This window comes from Pantoea sp. YU22, assembly GCF_003970755.1.
In the GTDB taxonomy this organism is placed as follows: domain Bacteria; phylum Pseudomonadota; class Gammaproteobacteria; order Enterobacterales; family Enterobacteriaceae; genus Pantoea; species Pantoea piersonii.
On the sequence record NZ_RYDU01000002.1, the window covers coordinates 265,448 to 284,564 of the forward strand.

Sequence of the window (19,117 nt, forward strand, 5' to 3'; positions counted from 1 at the left end):
CAAATCATCATGAGGAGGGGAAAATGAGCAAGAAGATTGCGGTACTGATTACCGATGAATTTGAAGACTCAGAATTTACCTCACCGGCTGACGCTTACAAGCAGGCGGGCTTTGAGGTGGTCACCATCGAGAAAGAGGCGGGTAAAACCGTTACCGGCAAGCAGGGCGAAGCGCAGGTGAAAATTGACCGCGCCATTGACGAAGTAAGCCCGGCCGAATTTGACGCGCTGCTGCTGCCCGGTGGTCATTCGCCCGATTCGCTGCGCGGCGACGACCGTTTTGTCGCCTTTACCAAAGAGTTTGTTGCCAGCGGCAAGCCGATTTTTGCTATCTGCCACGGCCCGCAGCTGCTGATCAGCGCGAACGGCGTGCGCGGCCGTAAAATGACCTGCGTGAAGGCGATCGCTATCGACCTGCGCAACGCCGGCGCAGACTTCTATGATGAAGAGGTGATCGTGGATGACGATCGTCTCGTTACCAGCCGTACGCCGGACGATCTGCCCGCCTTTAATCGCGAGTCTCTGCGTATTCTGCAGGCGTCGTAACGCGCTGTTCCCTTTCCCTTACGGGAAAGGGATTTCACTCTCTTCCCGCCGCCAGACGATTTTTTTACCAAAGCCCAGCGCATTATCGGTCATCTTGACCTCATCCAGCCGGATCTCCCACAGCGGCGCAGAGACTTTGCGCGCCACCGGAAAACGTTTCTGATAGACCGTGCGCGCCTGCGCTGCCGCTGCGTCGTCAAGCCGCGCGATTTTCCCGCGATACTGCACGCCTTTAATCAACAGCACGGTTTTCGGCTGGCCGTTTACCGTGCCCGCTACCTGCGGATTCGCCTGCAGCAGCGCGCCATGACGCGTATCGGGTTCGGTCATCAGCCAGAATGCCATGCTGGCTTCGTCAAAGACGTAAAAACAGTTGGCGCACCAGAGGTCGCCGCCAGCCTGACAGCAGAGAGAAAGCACATGCTGTTTTTTCAGGTAACGCACCAGATGAGAATGGTCAGACACGTTCTATTGCTCCGTGCAAAAATCGCCGGATAGCCGCCGCGTCGCGGGCGCGCTACACTGCCCGGCAGTAAAGATTCAGGGATTCAGTTTATGAATAAGGCGTGGCAGCTCTATATCGTCCAGACCGCCGCGGGCGTGCTCTATACCGGCATCACCACCGACGTGGCGCGGCGCGTAGAGCAGCATGAGAGCGGACGCGGCGCGCGCGCCCTGCGCGGCAAAGGCCCGCTGGCGCTGGTCTATCACTGCGACGCCGGCGACCGCGCCGCGGCGTCGCGGCTGGAGTACCGGGTCAAGCAGCTCAGCCGCCAGCAGAAGCTGCGGCTGGTGGCGCAACAGCCGGGCTGCCTCGCCAGCTGGCTTACGCAAGCCGGTTAAACGGCTCGGCAAAATCGATCTGACCCTCGGCGCCGACAAAAGCGTCATCCGCCAGTCGGTAGACCTGGAACGCCGCTTCGGCGCCCGGCCAGCGGCACTGCAGCCCGTGACGCGCCGCAGGTTCGAAGCCGAAGCGGTTGTAGTAGGCGGGATCGCCTACCGCCACCACCGCGCTGTAGCCGAACTCATTCAGCGTATCCAGCCCGGCGTAGATCAGCTGTTCGCCGATTTTCTGCCCGCGCATGCTCTCATCAACTGCCAGCGGCGCCAGGCCGACCCAGTTACGGTCTTCGCCCTGCAAAGTCACCGGACTGAACGCAGCGTAGCCCAGCACCTGGCCTTCATCGTCTGTCGCCACCACGCCCAGCGTCAATAACCCGTCTTCCCGCAGCTGTTGAACCAGTTCCGCTTCCGCTTCGGTCTTGAAGCTGCGCCGTAACAAGCTGTCGATGCTTGCCGCATCCAGCCCTATTTCTGTGCGAATTAACATACACTCTCCGCGCGCGCCTGTGCGGCCTTCGCGTCCTGTTTCATTCCCGCCTCAACAAACGCAGCCAGCTGCTGCAGTCCCGTGCGCAACGCCGTGGGCATGGCCTCAAGTTCCAGAGCATCCATCAGGTTTTTCACCTCCAGTCCCAGCTCCGTGTCGCCTTCGATCACCAGACGACGCTGGAAAAACAACATATCCGGATCCGCTTTACGAGCGGCGACCAGCAGCAGATCGTTAGCATTGCCGCGAAACCAGACGTCCGCTTCCGCATGCTGTACGACCTTTAGCTGGCCCTCTTCAATGGTGGTAATCCAGCGTAAACCCACATCCGCGATCTCGATACCCAGATGACGCGCCTGCAGAAAGTCTAACTCACCTTCCGCTAAAGCATGGCGAAATTGCCAGTTTAAGAGTTGTTGCAGAAAGGCCTTTTTTAACGGGAACGGCGTCAGAAAAATCGGTAAGGCAAGGAATTTTGGGCCTTTTTTCACTAACTCAGCACGTAACTGCTCGAACACGGGCGTCTCTCCCTTTAGAAAATTTCAGGTATATTGCCACATTCGCCGCCGCACGCCGCAGCCGAGATCAATAATTTCGCCGCTCTTTTGAGCGAATTTTCCGCTATCCGCCTTATCAACTGGCGATTCACTGTACCAAATCAACATTTAGCGCTGGCCGTTTGCCTAGACTCGACGCCTTATCCTGTCGACGAGGGATCACTATGGAACTGCTGTGTCCGGCCGGTAATTTGCCCGCCGTACGTTCAGCGGTGGAGAATGGCGCCGATGCGGTGTATGTCGGACTGAAAGACGACACCAACGCACGCCACTTCGCCGGGCTGAACTTTACCGATAAGAAGCTGGCGGAAGCGGCCCGCTATCTGCACCAGCATCGCCGTAAGTTACATGTCGCCATCAACACCTTCGCCCACCCTGACGGTATGGGCCGCTGGCGACGCGCCATTGACGTGGCGGCGCAGAACGGCGCGGACGCGCTGATCCTTGCCGATATCGCCACGCTGGAGTACGCCACGCAGCGCTACCCCGGGATTGAGCGTCATCTGTCGGTGCAGGCTTCCGCCACCAATCTGGAAGCGGTGCGTTTTTACCACCGCCACTTCGCGCTCAGCCGCGTGGTGCTGCCGCGCGTGCTCTCGCTGCATCAGGTCAGACAGCTGGCGCGCGAGACGCCGGTGCCGCTCGAGGTGTTCGCCTTTGGCAGCCTCTGCATTATGGCGGAAGGCCGCTGCTATCTCTCCTCCTGGCTAACCGGCGAGTCGCCTAACAGCGCGGGCGCCTGTTCGCCCGCGAAGTTTGTGCGCTGGCAGCAAACCTCCAGCGGTATGGAGTCTCGCCTGAACGACGTGCTGATCGACCGCTATGCGCCGGATGAGAGCGCAGGCTATCCCACGCTGTGCAAAGGACGCTATCAGGTGGACGGCCAGCGATATCACGTGCTGGAGGAGCCCACCAGCCTTAATACCCTGACGCTGCTGCCGGATCTGCTGCGCGCTGGCGTCGCCTCGGTGAAGATTGAGGGACGTCAGCGCAGTCCCGCCTATGTGGCGCAGGTGGCGCGCGTATGGCGTCAGGCGATCGATCGCTGCAAGAGCGCGCCGGAGAACTTTGCGGTCAGCGACGCCTGGACGGCGGCGCTGGATGAGCTTTCCGAAGGCTCGCAGACCACGCTTGGCGCTTACCACCGTGAATGGCAATAAGGAGAACAGGATGCAATACGCAATCGGTCCGGTGTTGTGGTACTGGCCGACAGAGCAGCTGGCGAGCTTTTATCAGCAGGCGGCGAACAGCAGCGCGGATATCGTCTATCTCGGCGAAGCGGTGTGCAGCAAACGGCGCGCGACCTCTTATCAGCGCTGGATGGAGCTGGCGCGCGAGCTGGCGGCCAGCGGCAAACAGGTGGTGCTGAGCACGCTGGCGCTGCTGCAGTCGCCTTCAGAGCTGAAAGAGCTGAAGCGCTACGTCGACAACGGCGAATTTCTGATTGAGGCGAACGACATCGGCACGGTGAATATGGCGGCCGAACGCAAGCTGCCATTTGTCGCCGGGCCTACGCTCAACGTTTATAACGTCGAGACCCTGCATCTGCTGGTAAAAGAGGGCATGACCCGCTGGTGTATGCCGGTGGAGATGTCACGCGACTGGCTGCTGCAGCTGCTGCAGCAGAGCGAGGAGCGCGGCATTCGCGGCCAGTTTGAAGTAGAGGTGCTGGGCTATGGCTATCTGCCGCTGGCGCTGTCGGCGCGCTGCTTTACCGCCCGCGCTGAACATCGCGCCAAAGATGACTGCCAGACCTGCTGCATCAACTACCCTAACGGGCGGCGCGTTCACTCGCAGGAAGGCCAGCAGGTGTTTGTGCTGAACGGCATTCAGACCATGAGCGGCTACTGTTACAACCTCGGCAATGACTTAACCGGCATGCGCGGCTGGGTCGATATTCTGCGGCTGTCGCCGCAAAACAGCGCGACCCTGAACGAGATCGCCCGCTTCCGCGCCAACGAGGAGGGACAGTCGCCGCTGATGATGGCGCAGGCTAATGATTGCAACGGCTACTGGCGTAAAGTCGCCGGTATGACGCTGTTGCCCTCCTGAAAGGCACATACAGGCTAGTCGCCTGTCGTTGTTAGCAGTTTTAATATGGGCATTATTACGTAATACTGGTTGGTGCAGGTTAATCATCACCTGCGCCATACCCAACTGGAGTGCCCATGTCTGAGAAAAAACCCCTTCGTCTTTCCGTGCTGGATTTGGCACCGATTCCTCAGGGCTCAACCCCGCGCGATGCGTTTCATACATCGCTGGCGCTGGCGCGTCAGGCGGAAGCGTTGGGCTACGAGCGTTACTGGCTGGCCGAGCACCATAATATGACCGGCATCGCCAGCGCGGCGACATCGGTATTGATCGGCTATCTGGCGGCCAACACTACTACCCTGCATCTGGGATCGGGCGGTATTATGCTGCCTAACCATGCACCGCTGGTGATCGCCGAGCAGTTCGGCACCCTGGCGTCTCTCTATCCCGGCCGTATCGATTTAGGCCTGGGCCGTGCGCCGGGTTCCGATCAGCGCACCATGATGGCGCTGCGCCGTCACCTCTCCAGCATCCATGCGGATACCTTCCCGGACGATGTGCAGGAGCTGATTAGCTGGTTCGACGCCGACGAAGATGCGCAGCCGCCCGTTCAGCCGGTGCCCGGACTGGGCATGAAAATTCCGGTCTGGCTGCTCGGCTCCAGCCTCTACAGCGCCCAGCTGGCGGCGCAGCTCGGCCTGCCGTTCGCCTTTGCGTCGCATTTTGCGCCCGATCTGCTGTTCCAGGCGCTGCACCTGTATCGTGAAAAATTCCAGCCCTCGGCGCGTCTGGACAAGCCTTACGCGATGGTCTGCATTAACGTTGTCGCCGCCGACAGCGAGCGCGACGCACGCTTCCTGTTTACCTCGCAGCAGCAGCAGTTTATCAACCTGCGCCGCGGCAAGCCGGGCCCGCTGCCTGCGCCGGTAGAGAACATGGACAACCTGTGGTCGCCGTCGGAACAGTATGGTGTGCAGCAGGCGCTGAGCATGTCGCTGGTCGGCGATACCGATAAGGTGCGCCATGGCCTTGCCGCGCTGATGCGCGAAACCCAGGCTGACGAGATCATGGTCAACGGTCAGATCTTTGATACCGAGGCGCGCCTGCGCTCCTTCGCCATTGCGATGGAAGCGGCCCGCTCGCTCTAGCGTGCGTGCGGTGGGCGCTACGATTCTGGCCCCACCGCCAGCTGGCGAACGTCGCGCGCGGGAGACTGGCCGTAAAAGCGGCTGTACTCGCGGCTGAACTGCGACGCGCTCTGATACCCCACGCGATACCCCGCCGTTCCCGCATCCAGTTTATCCATCATCATCAGGCGGCGCGCTTCATTAAGCCGAAGCTGCTTCTGATACTGCATCGGCGTCATCGCGGTTACCGCTTTGAAATGATGATGCAGCGAAGAGGGGCTCATGCCGACGCTGCTGGCGAGTCGTTCGATTTTCAGCGGCTGATGAAAATTCTCACGCAGCCAGCGCGCCGCGCGCGCCACCTTGTTGCCGGGCCGCTCCGCCAGCGCCATATTGAGGATGCGGCCACCTTCCGGCCCGGTCAGCAGACGATAAAAGATCTCCTGTTCAATAAGCGGCGCCAGCGCGGCGATATCCTGCGGCTGATCCAGCAGGCGAATCAGACGGATCACCGCATCGACCAGCAGCGGCGAGACTTTGTGCGCGGCGATGCCGCGTTCGGTGCGCGCTTCCGCCAGCGATGAAGCCAGCGGAAAACTGTCAAGATAGCGCATCAGGCGCGGCTCGTTGATAGCGATGCCGATGCCGAGATTCGGCTTATCCGGCGTCGCGACGGTTACGCAGGAGCGCACCGGCATATCCATCGTCACCAGCAGCAGATCGCCAGGTCCGTAGTGAATCACCTCTTCACCCATACGCAGCGCTTTTCCCCCCTGCGCCACCAGCGCAAAGCTGGCCCACTGGGCATGGGAAGCGGGTTCGGTCGGTCTTGAGCTGCGGCCAAAAAAGAGAAAATCAATCGCGCTGTCGTGACGGCCATCTTCGGCCGCATGACGGGCAATAAGCTGCGCCAGATGCTGTAGCTGCGCCGGTTCCGCCATATCCTCTCCTCGTTCTTCACGCGTGAGTTGTCCAGAATATGTTACCTGAACCATTCTCAGACGCAGCCGCCTTGCCGCCAGATTTGCAGGATCGTGCAAGAGACTTGCAGGATTGCGCTACCGCCCGACTGGAGCAAAAGCGCATATTTTGCAAACGCGATATTCAGGTGGAGAGACAAGATGAAAGCACTTGATGGAAAAATTGCGCTGGTGACGGGCGCCTCGAAAGGCATCGGCGCAGCAATCGCTATGGCTTTCGCTGCGGCTGGCGCGCGTGTTGTCGTGAACTATCGTCAGGATGAGGTGGGCGCGGCCGATGTGGTTAGTGACATCCGCACGCTGGGCAGCGAGGGGCTGGCGGTACAGGCGGATATTTCCCGCGAGGCAGATGTCGGGCGTCTGTTTGATACCGCAGAGGCGCACTTCGGCGCGCCCGATATTGTGGTCAATAACGCTGGCCAGTTTCATCACGGCGAGTTTAGCGCCCTGAGCCTGCTGGAAATGCAGCAGCAGCTCAACGTAAATCTGCTGGGTACGCTGCTGGTCTGTCAGCAGGCGGCGCGGCGTTTTTCGGCGCAGGGCGGCTGTATCATCAATCTGAGTGCGCTAAACAGCCAGCAGAGCACGCCGGGTTCGGTGCTCTGGGCAACGACGAAAGGCGCGATCGATACGCTGACGCAGGGGCTGGCGCGCGAGCTCGGCCCGCGCAATATTCGCGTTAACGCGCTGGCGCCGGGCATCATTTTGACGGAAGGATTGCTGGCGGCGAAGAAGCTCAATCCGCAGCTGAAAGCGCAGCTGCTGGCGGCGACGCCGCTGGGTCGTTTCGGGCTGCCGGAAGATGTGGCGCAGGTGGCGCTGTTTCTCGCCTCTGAGGAAGAGGCCTACATTAGCGGCGAGCGCGTATTGATCGCTGGCGGCGCGTAAGGCAAAAAAAAGGCGCGTCACCATAACGCGCCAGTAAAAAAGGGAAGCCCGAAGGCTTCCCTTTTTATTCATCAGCGAGGCTGATTATCAGAACTCGCGACGACGCGGTGCTGCTGCAGCGCCTTCTTCGCGACGCGGACCGCGACCGCCTTCACGGCTGAAGCTGCTACGTCCGCCTTCACGACCGCCTTCGCGACGCTCGGAAGAGAAACGACGTCCGCCTTCACGACCAGCCTCACGGTTGCCGCCACGACGCTCGCCGCCGAAGTCACGACCACCGCTGCGACGTTCGCCGCCGCGCGCATCGCTCTGCGGCTGCGCATCGCCCAGCAGCTGCATATTCATCGGCTTATTGAGAATACGCGTGCGGGTGAAGTGCTGCAGGATATCGCCCGGCATGCCTTTCGGCAGCTCGATAGTCGAGTGGGTGCCGAACAGCTTGATGTTGCCGATGTAGCGGCTGCTGATATCGCCTTCATTAGCGATAGCGCCAACGATGTGACGAACTTCAACGCCGTCATCACGGCCAACTTCAATGCGGTACAGCTCCATTTCGCCAACGTCGCGACGTTCGCGACGCGGACGTTCGCCGCCTTCGCGGTTGTCACGCGCTTCACGCGGGCTGCGGCGGTCGTCACGACGATCGTCACGATCGCGGAACTCACGGCGCTGCGGACGCGGCGCATCCGGCTGCACGATCAGCGGACGTTCGCCCTGCGCCATTTTCAGCAGCGCAGCGGCCAGCGTTTCCATATCCAGCTCGTCCTGCGGAGAAAGTTTCTCCAGCAGCGCACGATACTGGTCCAGATCGCTGCTTTCCAGTTGCTGCTGTACGCGTCCGGCGAATTTCTCCAGGCGACGGGTGCTCAGCAGTTCGGCGTTCGGCAGTTCCACTTCCGGAATAGTCAGCTTCATGGTGCGCTCAATGTTGCGCAGCAGACGACGCTCACGGTTCTCGACGAACAGAATGGCACGGCCAGCGCGGCCCGCGCGGCCTGTACGACCGATACGGTGCACGTAAGACTCGGCATCCAGCGGGATATCGTAGTTAACGACCAGGCTGATACGCTCAACGTCCAGTCCACGCGCCGCAACGTCGGTTGCGATCAGGATATCAAGACGGCCATCTTTCAGACGTTCCAGCGTCTGCTCGCGCAGCGCCTGGTTCATGTCGCCGTTCAGCGCCGCGCTGTTGTAACCGTTGCGCTCCAGCGCTTCGGCCACTTCCAGCGTCGCGTTTTTAGTACGCACGAAGATAATAGCGGCATCGAAATCTTCCGCTTCCAGGAAACGCACCAGCGCGTCGGTTTTACGACCGTAGGCCGTCCAGTAAGACTGGCTGATGTCCGGACGCGTCGTAACGCTGGACTGAATGCGTACTTCCTGCGGATCTTTCATGAAACGCTTGGTGATGCGACGGATCGCTTCCGGCATGGTCGCTGAGAACAGCGCGGTCTGATGACCTTCCGGGATCTGCGCCATAATGGTTTCAACGTCTTCGATGAAGCCCATACGCAACATTTCATCAGCTTCGTCCAGCACCAGGCCACGCAGGCTGGAGAGATCCAGCGTGCCGCGTTTCAGGTGGTCGAGCAGACGACCCGGGGTGCCCACCACGATTTGCGGGCCCTGACGCAGCGCGCGCAGCTGCACGTCATAACGCTGGCCGCCGTAAAGGGCCACGACGTTGACGCCACGCATATGTTTAGAGAATTCGGTCATCGCTTCTGCAACCTGCACCGCCAGCTCGCGAGTCGGCGCCAGCACCAGGATCTGCGGTGCGCGAAGAGAAGGATCAATGTTGTTTAACAGCGGCAGCGAGAACGCTGCAGTTTTACCACTGCCGGTCTGCGCCATGCCCAGTACATCACGGCCCGCCAGCAGGTGAGGAATACACTCAGCCTGGATCGGAGAAGGCTTAACATAGCCCATGCCGTTCAGTGATTCGAGGATGTCGGCGTTCAGGCCCAGGTCAGCAAAAGTGGTTTGAATATCAGTCATGTAGTACACGTGCCTCTTAGATTGCGGCGGCCAGTCTACATAACTCGTCGTGAAAATTTTCAGTCATTTTCATCAAAAAGTGTGAACCGGCTCAAATTAGAAGTTTCGACGAACAGAAAAGCCTTCATCCCGGAAGATGATGACTTAACGGGTAATTCAGGCAATAAAAGTTCGTCAGCTATTGCTGGTCAGATTCTGATAAATCGTCTTGTGTCTGGCCGAGTTGCGCCAGTTCCAACAATGCGTATCGGTGTTCAACAAAGTTATTGACGTTGTTGGCCACCGCCAGTTTGAACAGCGCTTTCGCGTTGTCCTTCTCCCCCAGACTTAGGTAGTGCTTACCTAAATAGAAGTTGGTTTCACTGAGATGTTCAGCGAGCGAGGTGTTATCCGTTGCGTCTGCCTTGAGACGTTCCATCAGCGTGCTTTCACTGATGTCGCCAAGGTAGAATTCGACAATGTTCCATCCCCATTGATCACGGGCCGCTTTGTCGTAACGCTGCTGCAGCGCAACTTTCGCCTTGTCAGCGTCCATCTCACGTTCGTCGAGATAGAGCCACAGGCTGCGGAAAGGATCGTTGGGATCGTCTTGATAAAACGCCAGCAGATCATCTTGCGCTAACTTGTATCGACCGCCGTAATAGAGGGCGATACCACGGTTTAAATGCGCATAATTGTAAGTTGGATCAAGCTCAAGTACAGAATCAAACGCTTCATAGGCAGCATCAAAATTGCCTGCCTGCGTTAAATATATGCCGAGATAGTTAAACACTTCTGGCATATCTGGTCTTATAGACAGCGCTTGCGAGAAATCGTTCCGCGCCAGTGCTCTCAGACCGAGACTATCATACAACACTCCGCGCTCATATAACAGCTGTGCGCGTTCATCATCGGTAAGGGCGCGACTGGCAAGAATTTGTTCCATGCGCGCCAGAATCACTTCCTGCTGCAGTGTGGGTTGTAGAGGTACTGCAAGAACTTCGTTCTTACGCCAATTGGAGTTGCTGCATCCTGCCAGCGTGATAGCTGTCGCAACAAAACACCAGCGCAAAAAAGGCTTCATTTCCCACTCCCGAATACAAACATTAGGATAACGCTCCTGTCATCCGCCTGCTGTGCACAAGGATTCCCGCCCTCGCGATGACACAAACGCCTCTCCCATCCACAATGGGATAAGGAGAGGCAAACAGGGAATTACTCTGCGTCTGGCATGCTGGTCACGGCAGCTTCTTCGCCCTGAGGCTTAGACTCTGTCGCTTCTTTGATGCTCAGACGAACGCGGCCCTGACGGTCCACTTCCAGTACCTTAACCGGTACTTCCTGGCCCATCTGCAGGTAGTCAGTCACTTTCTCTACGCGCTTGTCCGCGATCTGAGAAATGTGTACCAGACCTTCCTTGCCGCCGCCGATAGCGACGAAGGCACCGAAGTCAACGATACGGGTGACTTTACCGCTGTAGATACGGCCCACTTCGATCTCGGCGGTGATCTCTTCGATGCGACGAATCGCCTCTTTCGCCTTCAGACCGTCGGTTGCCGCGATTTTCACGGTGCCGTCGTCTTCGATTTCGATGGTGGTGCCTGTCTCTTCAGTCAGCGCGCGGATAACGGAACCGCCTTTACCAATCACATCTTTGATCTTGTCTGAATTGATCTTGATGGTGTAAATGCGCGGCGCGAACTCAGAGATTTCCTGACGCGGCGTGCTGATCGCCTGCTCCATCACGCCCAGGATGTGCAGACGCGCACCTTTGGCCTGATTCAGGGCAACCTGCATGATTTCGCGGGTGATGCCTTCGATTTTAATGTCCATCTGCAGCGCGGTGATGCCTTCACGGCTACCGGCTACTTTGAAGTCCATGTCGCCGAGGTGATCTTCGTCGCCGAGGATATCGGAGAGGACCACGAACTTCTCATCTTCTTTCACCAGGCCCATCGCGATGCCCGCAACGGCCGCTTTGATCGGCACGCCGGCATCCATCAGCGCCAGAGAAGCGCCGCACACGGAAGCCATTGAAGAAGAACCGTTTGATTCGGTGATTTCAGAAACCACGCGAACGGTGTACGGGAACTCTTCCTGCTTCGGCATCACTGCCAGCACGCCACGCTTCGCCAGACGGCCGTGACCGATTTCACGACGCTTCGGCGAGCCGACCATACCGGTTTCGCCTACCGAGTAAGGAGGGAAGTTGTAGTGGAACAGGAAGCTGTCGGTACGTTCGCCCATCAGCTCATCCAGGTTCTGCGCGTCACGCGCGGTACCCAGCGTCGCGGCAACCAGCGCCTGCGTTTCGCCACGGGTGAACAGCGCCGAGCCGTGAGTACGCGGCAGCACGCCGGTGCGCACGTCCAGACCACGGATCATATCTTTTTCACGGCCGTCGATACGCGGTTCGCCGTTCAGGATACGGGTACGCACCACGTTCTTTTCCAGGCTGTGAACGATGTCGCCGATTTCAGCGTCGTCCAGCGTTTCATCTTCGGCCAGCAGCGCAGCGATGGTTTCGTCTTTAATGACGCCAACCTGAGCGTAACGCTCTTGCTTGTCGGTGATGCGGTAAGCGTCGCTGATGCGCGCTTCAGCCAGCGCGGCAACGCGTGCGATCAGCGCGTTGTTAGCCGGCTCAGGCTGCCAGTCCCAGCGCGGTTTGCCCGCTTCTGCAACCAGAGAATTGATGTTTTCGATCACTACCTGCTGCTGCTCGTGGCCGAAGACCACTGCGCCCAGCATCTGATCTTCGGTCAGGATGTCCGCTTCGGACTCAACCATCAGTACCGCGTTCTGCGTACCGGCAACAACCAGATCCAGACGAGACTGTTTGATTTCGTCAGCGGTCGGGTTCAGCACATACTGGTCGTTGATATAACCGACGCGCGCGGCGCCGATCGGACCGTTGAACGGAATGCCTGACAGCGACAGCGCGGCAGAGGCGCCGATCATCGCGACGATATCCGGGTTAACCTGCGGGTTAACGGATACTACGGTTGCGATAACCTGAACTTCGTTCACGAAGCCTTCCGGAAACAGCGGACGAACCGGGCGGTCAATCAGACGCGCAATCAGGGTTTCGCCTTCGCTTGGACGGCCTTCACGACGGAAGAAGCTGCCCGGGATACGGCCAGCGGCGTAGGTACGCTCCTGGTAGTTCACGGTCAGCGGGAAGAAGTCCTGACCTGCTTTTGCTTTTTTCTGGCCGACAACAGTAACGAATACGGCGGTGTCGTCCATGCTGGCCATAACGGCTGCGGTGGCCTGGCGCGCCATCATGCCGGTTTCCAGCGTGACGGTATGCTGACCATATTGGAATTTACGTACGATCGGGTTCAGCAAAATGAATTCCTTAACTTCGGGGCAACGCCTCTCTGGCGAGCCATGGATTACCGATCTTCAGCTGCATCCTCGCGACTAATGACAACCTTTAACCGAATCTGCGGTAAAGCCTCTCATTAGCCGCGCGAACCTCTGCAAACGAAGATCACTCACTGCAACAATACATGAGTTTGGTCCGGATTGCTGCGCATTGCTCGAAAAAAGGGGCCGTAAAGGCCCCCTTTTCGCGAAACTCGCACGAATCTGATCGCAAGACGCGTTTTTTGCAAAGTCTCTGCACTACATCTTTGATCAGATTCTTCAGACTTAGCGACGCAGACCCAGGCTTTCGATCAGGCTGGTGTAGCGAGCAACGTCTTTACGCTTCAGGTAGTCCAGCAGCTTACGACGCTGAGATACCATGCGCAGCAGACCGCGACGGCTGTGGTGGTCTTTTTTGTGCTCAGAGAAGTGACCCTGCAGGTGGTTAATCTGAGCAGTCAGCAGTGCAACCTGAACTTCAGTTGAGCCGCTGTCGTTAGCGCCACGACCGTATTTGGCAACGATCTCTGCTTTAGCTTCTACGCTTAGAGACATAATAAACTCCAGTAATAAATGAATGTATGGGTGCCGATCTCTAATTCAGCTACCCGCTTTAAAGCCGCGCTATTCTACTCTTCGCCCGATAGCAACGCAAATGCGGCGTTGAGCAATGATTACGCGGGGTACTCCACCACCAGCCGACGCGGCGCCACGCGCCCGTCATCGGCGATTTCCGCCATCCCGATAAACTTACGCGCATCCCCTTCGGTAACGCGCACCAGTCCCTGCTGCGGCGCATCCGCCGCCTGAACCGGCATGCCCTGTTTGAAAAAGGCGGCAACGGCGGAGGGCAAATTCACCAGAGGGAAGGCTTCCGCCGGGCTATCCATTGGCAGCAAAAGCGCGTCGAGCGGCGCGTAATCGGGCGTTTCCGCCGCGTTTACCGTCGCCGCTATAGCCTGCAGCTGCTCCAGCGTCATCATCTTTTCGATCGGGTAGCGCGCCACCTGCAAACGACGCAGCATAATGACATGCGCGCCGCAGCCGAGCTTCTCGCCCAGATCGTCGATAATGGTGCGGATATAGGTGCCTTTGGAAACGTGAATCTCCAGCTCCAGTTCATCGCCTTCCCAGCGGATAAACTGCAGTTCGAATACGGTAATCGGACGCGCTTCGCGCGGCACGGTGACGCCTTCGCGCGCGTACTCATACAGTTTCCGGCCCTGATACTTCAGCGCCGAAAACATGGTCGGCACCTGCATTGTCTCGCCGCGGAAACTCTCCAGCGCCGCATCGAGTTCGCTCTGGCTAAAGGTCACCGGACGGGTTTCGACGATATTGCCGTCAGCGTCGGAGGTATCGGTACGTTCGCCGAGGCGCGCGATCACGCGATAACGCTTATCCGAGTCGAGCAGATACTGTGAGAATTTGGTGGCTTCGCCGAGGCAAATCGGCAGCATGCCGGTCGCCAGCGGATCGAGCGCGCCAGTATGGCCCGCTTTGTTGGCGTTAAACAGACGCTTAACTTTTTGCAGCACATCGTTGGACGACGCGCCCTGCTGCTTATCGAGCAGAAACACGCCGTGGACGTCGCGGCCGCGACGACGAGGACGACTCATCAGTCCTCCTTGTCATCTTCCGTCGGGTTCTCACCGCGACGCTCGACATCGTTCCTGATAACGTTAGAGACCAGGTTCGACATGCGCATACCTTCAATCAGCGAATTGTCGTAGAAGAAGGTCAGCTCCGGCACGATGCGCAGACGCATCGCTTTGCCGAGCAGAATACGGATATAGCCAGACGCCTCTTTCAGCGCCTTCAGGCCGTTTTTCACCGCATCCTCATCTTTATCGTTGAGGAAGGTGACAAATACTTTGGCATAAGCGAGATCGCGCGAGACTTCCACGCCGGATACCGTCACCATCATGCCGAGACGCGGATCTTTAATCTCGCGCTGCAGAATGATTGCGATCTCTTTTTGCAGCTCCTGCGACACGCGCTGTGGGCGGCCAAATTCTTTCGCCATAATCAACTCTCCAAAATAATTCGGGAGGCCAGCGGCCTCCCAAATTGCAACACATCGTCCAGTGCTTAGTCGATGGTGCGCTTAACTTCAATCACTTCGAACACTTCGATCATGTCGCCAACGCGAACGTCGTTGTAGTTCTTCACGCCGATACCACACTCCATGCCGTTACGCACTTCGTTGACGTCATCTTTGAAGCGACGCAGAGATTCCAGCTCGCCTTCATAGATAACCACGTTGTCGCGCAGTACGCGGATCGGATTGTGACGCTTGATGTTGCCTTCGGTGACCATACAGCCAGCGATCGCGCCGAACTTCGGTGACTTGAACACGTCACGAACTTCAGCCAGACCGATAATCTGCTGTTTGAACTCCGGTGCCAGCATACCGCTCATCGCTGCTTTTACTTCGTCGATCAGATTATAGATGACGGAGTAGTAACGCAGGTCGACGTTTTCAGCATCAATGACGCGACGCGCAGAGGCATCGGCACGCACGTTGAAGCCGAGGATGATCGCATTGGATGCCGCAGCCAGGGTTGCGTCGGTTTCGGTGATACCGCCCACGCCAGAACCGATAATCTTCACCTTCACTTCGTCGGTGGAGAGTTTCAGCAGCGAGTCGGAGATCGCTTCCACAGAACCCTGGACGTCGGACTTCAGCACGATGTTCAGCTCGGAAACTTCGCCTTCGGTCATGTTGGCGAACATGTTTTCCAGCTTCGCCTTCTGCTGACGCGCCAGTTTGACTTCGCGGAACTTGCCCTGACGATACAGCGCCACTTCACGCGCTTTCTTCTCGTCACGTACGACGGTTGCTTCATCGCCCGCTGCCGGCACGCCGGAGAGACCGAGGATTTCCACCGGAATGGACGGACCCGCTTCCAGCACTTCGCGACCCAGTTCGTCACGCATCGCACGTACACGGCCATACTCGAAGCCGCACAGCACGATGTCGCCTTTGTTCAGGGTACCTTCGCGCACCAGAACGGTCGCTACCGGACCGCGACCTTTATCCAGGAAGGACTCGATCACGACGCCGCTCGCCATACCTTCACGGATAGCGGTCAGCTCCAGCACTTCCGCCTGCAGCAGAATCGCGTTCAGCAGGTCGTCAATACCGGTACCGGCTTTCGCAGAGACGTTGACGAACATGTTTTCGCCGCCCCACTCTTCCGGGATGATGCCGTACTGCGTCAGCTCGTTCTTCACGCGATCCGGATCGGCTTCTGGCTTATCGATTTTGTTGACGGCAACCACCACCGGCACACCCGCCGCTTTCGCGTGCTGGATCGCTTCGATGGTCTGTGGCATCACGCCGTCGTCAGCCGCTACCACAAGGATAACGATATCGGTCGCCTGCGCACCACGTGCACGCATCGCGGTAAACGCGGCGTGGCCCGGGGTGTCCAGGAAGGTGATCATGCCGTTGTCGGTTTCGACGTGGTAAGCACCGATGTGCTGGGTAATGCCGCCCGCTTCGCCAGAGGCGACTTTGGTCGAACGAATGTAGTCCAGCAGTGAGGTTTTACCGTGGTCGACGTGACCCATGATGGTGACGACCGGCGCGCGCGATTCTTGCGCAGCATCGGTATCGCGATCGCTCATTACCGCTTCTTCCAGCTCGTTCTCGCGGCGCAGGATCACTTTATGACCCATCTCTTCCGCTACCAGCTGAGCTGTTTCCTGATCGATAACCTGGTTGATGGTCGCCATCGCGCCCATCTTCATCATCGCTTTGATGACCTGCGAACCTTTCACCGCCATTTTGTTAGCCAGTTCGGCTACGGTGATGGTTTCGCCGATGATGACGTCACGGTTAACAACCTGAGCAGGTTTGTTGAAGCCTTGCTGCAGCATGCTTGGCTTGCGGTGTTTGCCGCCTTTGCCGCCGCGAATCGCCGCGCGCGCTTCTTCGCGATCGGTTTTAGCTTCGGAATGCTTGTTGCCTTTTTTCGCCGGACGCGCCGCTTTAGCGGTGGTACGCGCACGTGCGCGGCCCGCTTCAACCTGACGGTCGTTTTCGTCTTCAGCCTGACGGGCATGAGTCGAGGTAGTGACGTGATAGTCGCCTTTATCCTCTTCCTCAGGTTTTTCCCATTCAGCCGATTTCTCTTCAGCCAGGCGGCGCGCTTCTTCAGCAACGCGGCGTGCGTCCTCTTCCAGCTTACGGCGCGCTTCTTCTTCCGCTTTACGCTTCAGTTCAGCCGCTTCCGCTTCGCGACGGGCTTTGTCGGACTGCGCAGCCTTGGTCATATCGTCGGTTTGATGATTCGTCACTTTTTCTTTTTCCGCTGCTTCACGCTTCGCCTTTTCAGCGGCTTCGCGCTTGGCTTTCTCTTCGGCTTCACGTTGCGCTTTTTCTTCAGCTTCGCGACGGGCTTGTTCTTCAGCCTCGCGTTGCGCCTTTTCTTCCGCTTCACGCTGAGCCTGGGCTTCTGCTTCTGCCTGTTCAGCTTCCGCATCACCTTTTACGTAGGTGCGCTTTTTGCGGACTTCGATTTGCACCGATTTACTTTTACCCCCGGTGCCTGGGATATTCAAGGTACTGCGTGTCTTACGCTGCAATGTTAACTTGCTTGAGCCGGTCTGACCATGCTCGCGATTGAGGTGAGACAATAAAGTTTCTTTCTCTTGCTGCGTGACCGCGTCGTTCTCCGACTTGCGGATCCCTGCGTCAGCGAATTGCTGAACCAGGCGATCGACCGGGGTCTGAATCTCTGCGGCCAGCGATTTTACGGTTACATCTGTCATGCTGTTCCTTCCTGTTATTACGCGTCATCGCCGAACCAGCAGATATTTCGCGCGGCCATAATCAGCGCGCCGGCTTGCTCATCATTCAGCCCTTCAATATCCGTCAGATCGTCGACACCTTGCTCGGCGAGATCTTCCAGCGTGCAAACGCCTTTCGCCGCCAGGCGGTACGCCAGCGTACGATCCAGGCCGTCGAGATTCAGAAGATCCTCAGCGGGCTCCTGATTACCACGGCTCTCTTCTTTCGCCAGCGCCAGGGTGGTTAACGCATTTTTGGCTCGTTCACGCAGGGCTTCTACGGTCTCTTCGTCCAGACCATCAACGTCCAGCAGCTCGTTGATCGGCACGTATGCCAGCTCTTCCAGCGAAGAGAAGCCCTCTTCCACCAGTACGGTGGCGAACTCTTCGTCGATGTCGAGATGTTTAGTAAACATATCAATAGCAGCATGCGCTTCGGCCTGGTGTTTCGCCTGCAGATCATCGACGGTCATCACGTTCAGCTCCCAGCCGCTCAGCTGGGAAGCCAGACGCACGTTTTGGCCGTTACGGCCGATCGCCTGAGCCAGATTGCCGGCTTCAACAGCGATATCCATGGTGTGGTTATCTTCATCAACCACGATTGACGCCACGTCGGCCGGCGCCATGGCGTTAATAACAAACTGCGCCGGGTTATCGTCCCACAGCACGATATCGATACGTTCACCGCCCAGCTCGCTCGATACGGCCTGTACGCGCGCGCCGCGCATACCGACGCAGGCGCCGACCGGATCGATACGTTTGTCATTCGTTTTCACCGCAATTTTAGCGCGTGAGCCCGGATCGCGAGCCGCCGCTTTAATTTCGATGACTTCTTCGCCGATCTCTGGCACCTCGATGCGGAACAGTTCGATCAGCATTTCGGGTTTAGAACGGGTCACGAACAGCTGCGCACCGCGCGCTTCCGGACGTACGGCGTAGAGTACGCCGCGAATACGGTCGCCCGGACGGAAGTTCTCACGCGGCAGCATATCTTCGCGCAAAATCACCGCTTCGGCGTTGCTGCCGAGATCGAGAGTGATATTGTCGCGATTCACTTTTTTCACCACGCCGGTGATGATTTCGCCTTCGTGCTGGCGGAACTGATCGACCACCATCGCACGCTCAGCTTCGCGCACTTTCTGCACGATAACCTGCTTCGCGGTCTGGGTGGTGATGCGGTCAAAGGTGACCGATTCGATCTGATCTTCAACATAATCGCCCAGATTGAACGCTTCATCCTCGAAGCGGGCTGCTTCCAGCGTGATCTCGCGCGTCGGCTGTGTGACTTCTTCTACGATTTCCCAACGGCGGAAGGTGTCAAAGTCGCCGCTTTTGCGATCGATGCTGACGCGAACGTCAATCTCTTGCTCATACTTCTTCTTGGTCGCAGTTGCCAGCGCGCTCTCCAGCGCTTCGAAGATTTTCTCACGCGGCAGGGCTTTTTCGTTAGAAACGGCTTCTACAACAGCTAAGATCTCTTTGTTCATCCTGGTTAGCCTCAATCCGG

General features: G+C 58.1%; 19 protein-coding genes. 6 read left to right on the plus strand and 13 right to left on the minus strand.

Annotated features, from left to right (window positions below):
- Window positions 1-23: 23 nt before the first annotated feature.
- Entirely contained in the window at window positions 24-545 is a 522-nt protein-coding gene (locus tag EKL29_RS05670) for a type 1 glutamine amidotransferase domain-containing protein (protein WP_120455440.1), read from the plus strand.
- Window positions 546-563: 18 nt separating this feature from the next.
- Here EKL29_RS05670 and EKL29_RS05675 read toward each other — a convergent pair whose 3' ends face one another.
- On the minus strand, window positions 564-1,010 hold the full coding sequence (locus EKL29_RS05675; RefSeq protein WP_126689088.1) for a YhbP family protein: 447 nt from the start codon (window positions 1,008-1,010) through the stop codon (window positions 564-566).
- Between the two features lie 90 nt (window positions 1,011-1,100).
- On the opposite strand from EKL29_RS05675, the gene EKL29_RS05680 reads away from it, so the two are divergent.
- On the plus strand, window positions 1,101-1,388 hold the full coding sequence (locus EKL29_RS05680; protein WP_120455437.1) for a GIY-YIG nuclease family protein: 288 nt from the start codon (window positions 1,101-1,103) through the stop codon (window positions 1,386-1,388).
- Here the strand turns inward: EKL29_RS05680 and EKL29_RS05685 are convergent.
- Together EKL29_RS05685 and EKL29_RS05690 are read right to left on the minus strand one after the other, a co-directional pair.
- Window positions 1,372-1,878, minus strand: a complete 507-nt coding sequence (locus tag EKL29_RS05685; RefSeq protein ID WP_126689089.1) for a GNAT family N-acetyltransferase — start codon at window positions 1,876-1,878, stop codon at window positions 1,372-1,374. The genes EKL29_RS05680 and EKL29_RS05685 overlap by 17 nt on opposite strands.
- Window positions 1,872-2,396: an SCP2 domain-containing protein gene (locus EKL29_RS05690; RefSeq protein WP_126689090.1), complete on the minus strand. Its 525-nt coding sequence runs from the start codon at window positions 2,394-2,396 to the stop codon at window positions 1,872-1,874. The genes EKL29_RS05685 and EKL29_RS05690 overlap by 7 nt, the downstream gene beginning before the upstream one ends.
- 203 nt (window positions 2,397-2,599) lie before the next feature.
- Between EKL29_RS05690 and EKL29_RS05695 the strand changes: the two genes are divergently transcribed.
- The 3 genes from EKL29_RS05695 (at window position 2,600) to EKL29_RS05705 (ending at window position 5,614) form a co-directional block, all read left to right on the plus strand.
- Window positions 2,600-3,595, plus strand: coding sequence for a peptidase U32 family protein (locus tag EKL29_RS05695; RefSeq protein WP_126689091.1), 996 nt, complete (start codon window positions 2,600-2,602; stop codon window positions 3,593-3,595).
- 10 nt (window positions 3,596-3,605) lie between these two features.
- Entirely contained in the window at window positions 3,606-4,487 is an 882-nt protein-coding gene (locus tag EKL29_RS05700; protein ID WP_126689092.1) for a U32 family peptidase, read from the plus strand.
- A 116-nt stretch (window positions 4,488-4,603) separates the two neighbouring features.
- Complete coding sequence (locus tag EKL29_RS05705) at window positions 4,604-5,614, plus strand: luciferase-like monooxygenase (protein WP_126689093.1); 1,011 nt, start codon at window positions 4,604-4,606, stop codon at window positions 5,612-5,614.
- Between the two features lie 17 nt (window positions 5,615-5,631).
- On the opposite strand, the gene EKL29_RS05710 is transcribed toward EKL29_RS05705, so the two are convergent.
- Window positions 5,632-6,534, minus strand: coding sequence for an AraC family transcriptional regulator (locus EKL29_RS05710; RefSeq protein ID WP_120455427.1), 903 nt, complete (start codon window positions 6,532-6,534; stop codon window positions 5,632-5,634).
- 180 nt (window positions 6,535-6,714) lie between these two features.
- Here EKL29_RS05710 and EKL29_RS05715 point away from each other — a divergent pair, with 180 nt between their 5' ends.
- Window positions 6,715-7,461 (plus strand): SDR family NAD(P)-dependent oxidoreductase, encoded by a 747-nt coding sequence (locus EKL29_RS05715; RefSeq protein WP_126689094.1) that lies wholly within the window; start codon window positions 6,715-6,717, stop codon window positions 7,459-7,461.
- A gap of 87 nt (window positions 7,462-7,548) precedes the next feature.
- On the opposite strand, the gene EKL29_RS05720 is transcribed toward EKL29_RS05715, so the two are convergent.
- The 9 genes from EKL29_RS05720 to nusA all read right to left on the minus strand — a co-directional run bounded on the left by EKL29_RS05720 (window position 7,549) and on the right by nusA (window position 19,097).
- The gene (locus tag EKL29_RS05720) at window positions 7,549-9,462 is read right to left on the minus strand and encodes a DEAD/DEAH family ATP-dependent RNA helicase (RefSeq protein ID WP_120455424.1); all 1,914 of its coding nucleotides are present in this window, start codon (window positions 9,460-9,462) and stop codon (window positions 7,549-7,551) included.
- Window positions 9,463-9,478: 16 nt separating this feature from the next.
- On the minus strand, window positions 9,479-9,535 hold the full coding sequence (gene yrbN / locus EKL29_RS23550; protein ID WP_100229640.1) for a protein YrbN: 57 nt from the start codon (window positions 9,533-9,535) through the stop codon (window positions 9,479-9,481).
- Between the two features lie 105 nt (window positions 9,536-9,640).
- Window positions 9,641-10,525, minus strand: coding sequence for a lipoprotein NlpI (nlpI, locus tag EKL29_RS05730; RefSeq protein WP_033749316.1), 885 nt, complete (start codon window positions 10,523-10,525; stop codon window positions 9,641-9,643).
- A gap of 131 nt (window positions 10,526-10,656) precedes the next feature.
- The gene (gene pnp, locus EKL29_RS05735) at window positions 10,657-12,792 is read right to left on the minus strand and encodes a polyribonucleotide nucleotidyltransferase (RefSeq protein WP_120455422.1); all 2,136 of its coding nucleotides are present in this window, start codon (window positions 12,790-12,792) and stop codon (window positions 10,657-10,659) included.
- Window positions 12,793-13,098: 306 nt separating this feature from the next.
- Window positions 13,099-13,368: a 30S ribosomal protein S15 gene (gene rpsO, locus EKL29_RS05740; RefSeq protein ID WP_010615981.1), complete on the minus strand. Its 270-nt coding sequence runs from the start codon at window positions 13,366-13,368 to the stop codon at window positions 13,099-13,101.
- A 119-nt stretch (window positions 13,369-13,487) separates the two neighbouring features.
- Window positions 13,488-14,432: a tRNA pseudouridine(55) synthase TruB gene (gene truB, locus EKL29_RS05745; protein WP_126689095.1), complete on the minus strand. Its 945-nt coding sequence runs from the start codon at window positions 14,430-14,432 to the stop codon at window positions 13,488-13,490.
- Window positions 14,432-14,839, minus strand: coding sequence for a 30S ribosome-binding factor RbfA (rbfA, locus tag EKL29_RS05750; RefSeq protein ID WP_120455418.1), 408 nt, complete (start codon window positions 14,837-14,839; stop codon window positions 14,432-14,434). The genes truB and rbfA overlap by 1 nt, the downstream gene beginning before the upstream one ends.
- A gap of 65 nt (window positions 14,840-14,904) precedes the next feature.
- On the minus strand, window positions 14,905-17,592 hold the full coding sequence (infB, locus tag EKL29_RS05755; RefSeq protein WP_120455416.1) for a translation initiation factor IF-2: 2,688 nt from the start codon (window positions 17,590-17,592) through the stop codon (window positions 14,905-14,907).
- A 17-nt stretch (window positions 17,593-17,609) separates the two neighbouring features.
- On the minus strand, window positions 17,610-19,097 hold the full coding sequence (nusA, locus tag EKL29_RS05760; protein WP_081136885.1) for a transcription termination factor NusA: 1,488 nt from the start codon (window positions 19,095-19,097) through the stop codon (window positions 17,610-17,612).
- Window positions 19,098-19,117: the final 20 nt, after the last annotated feature.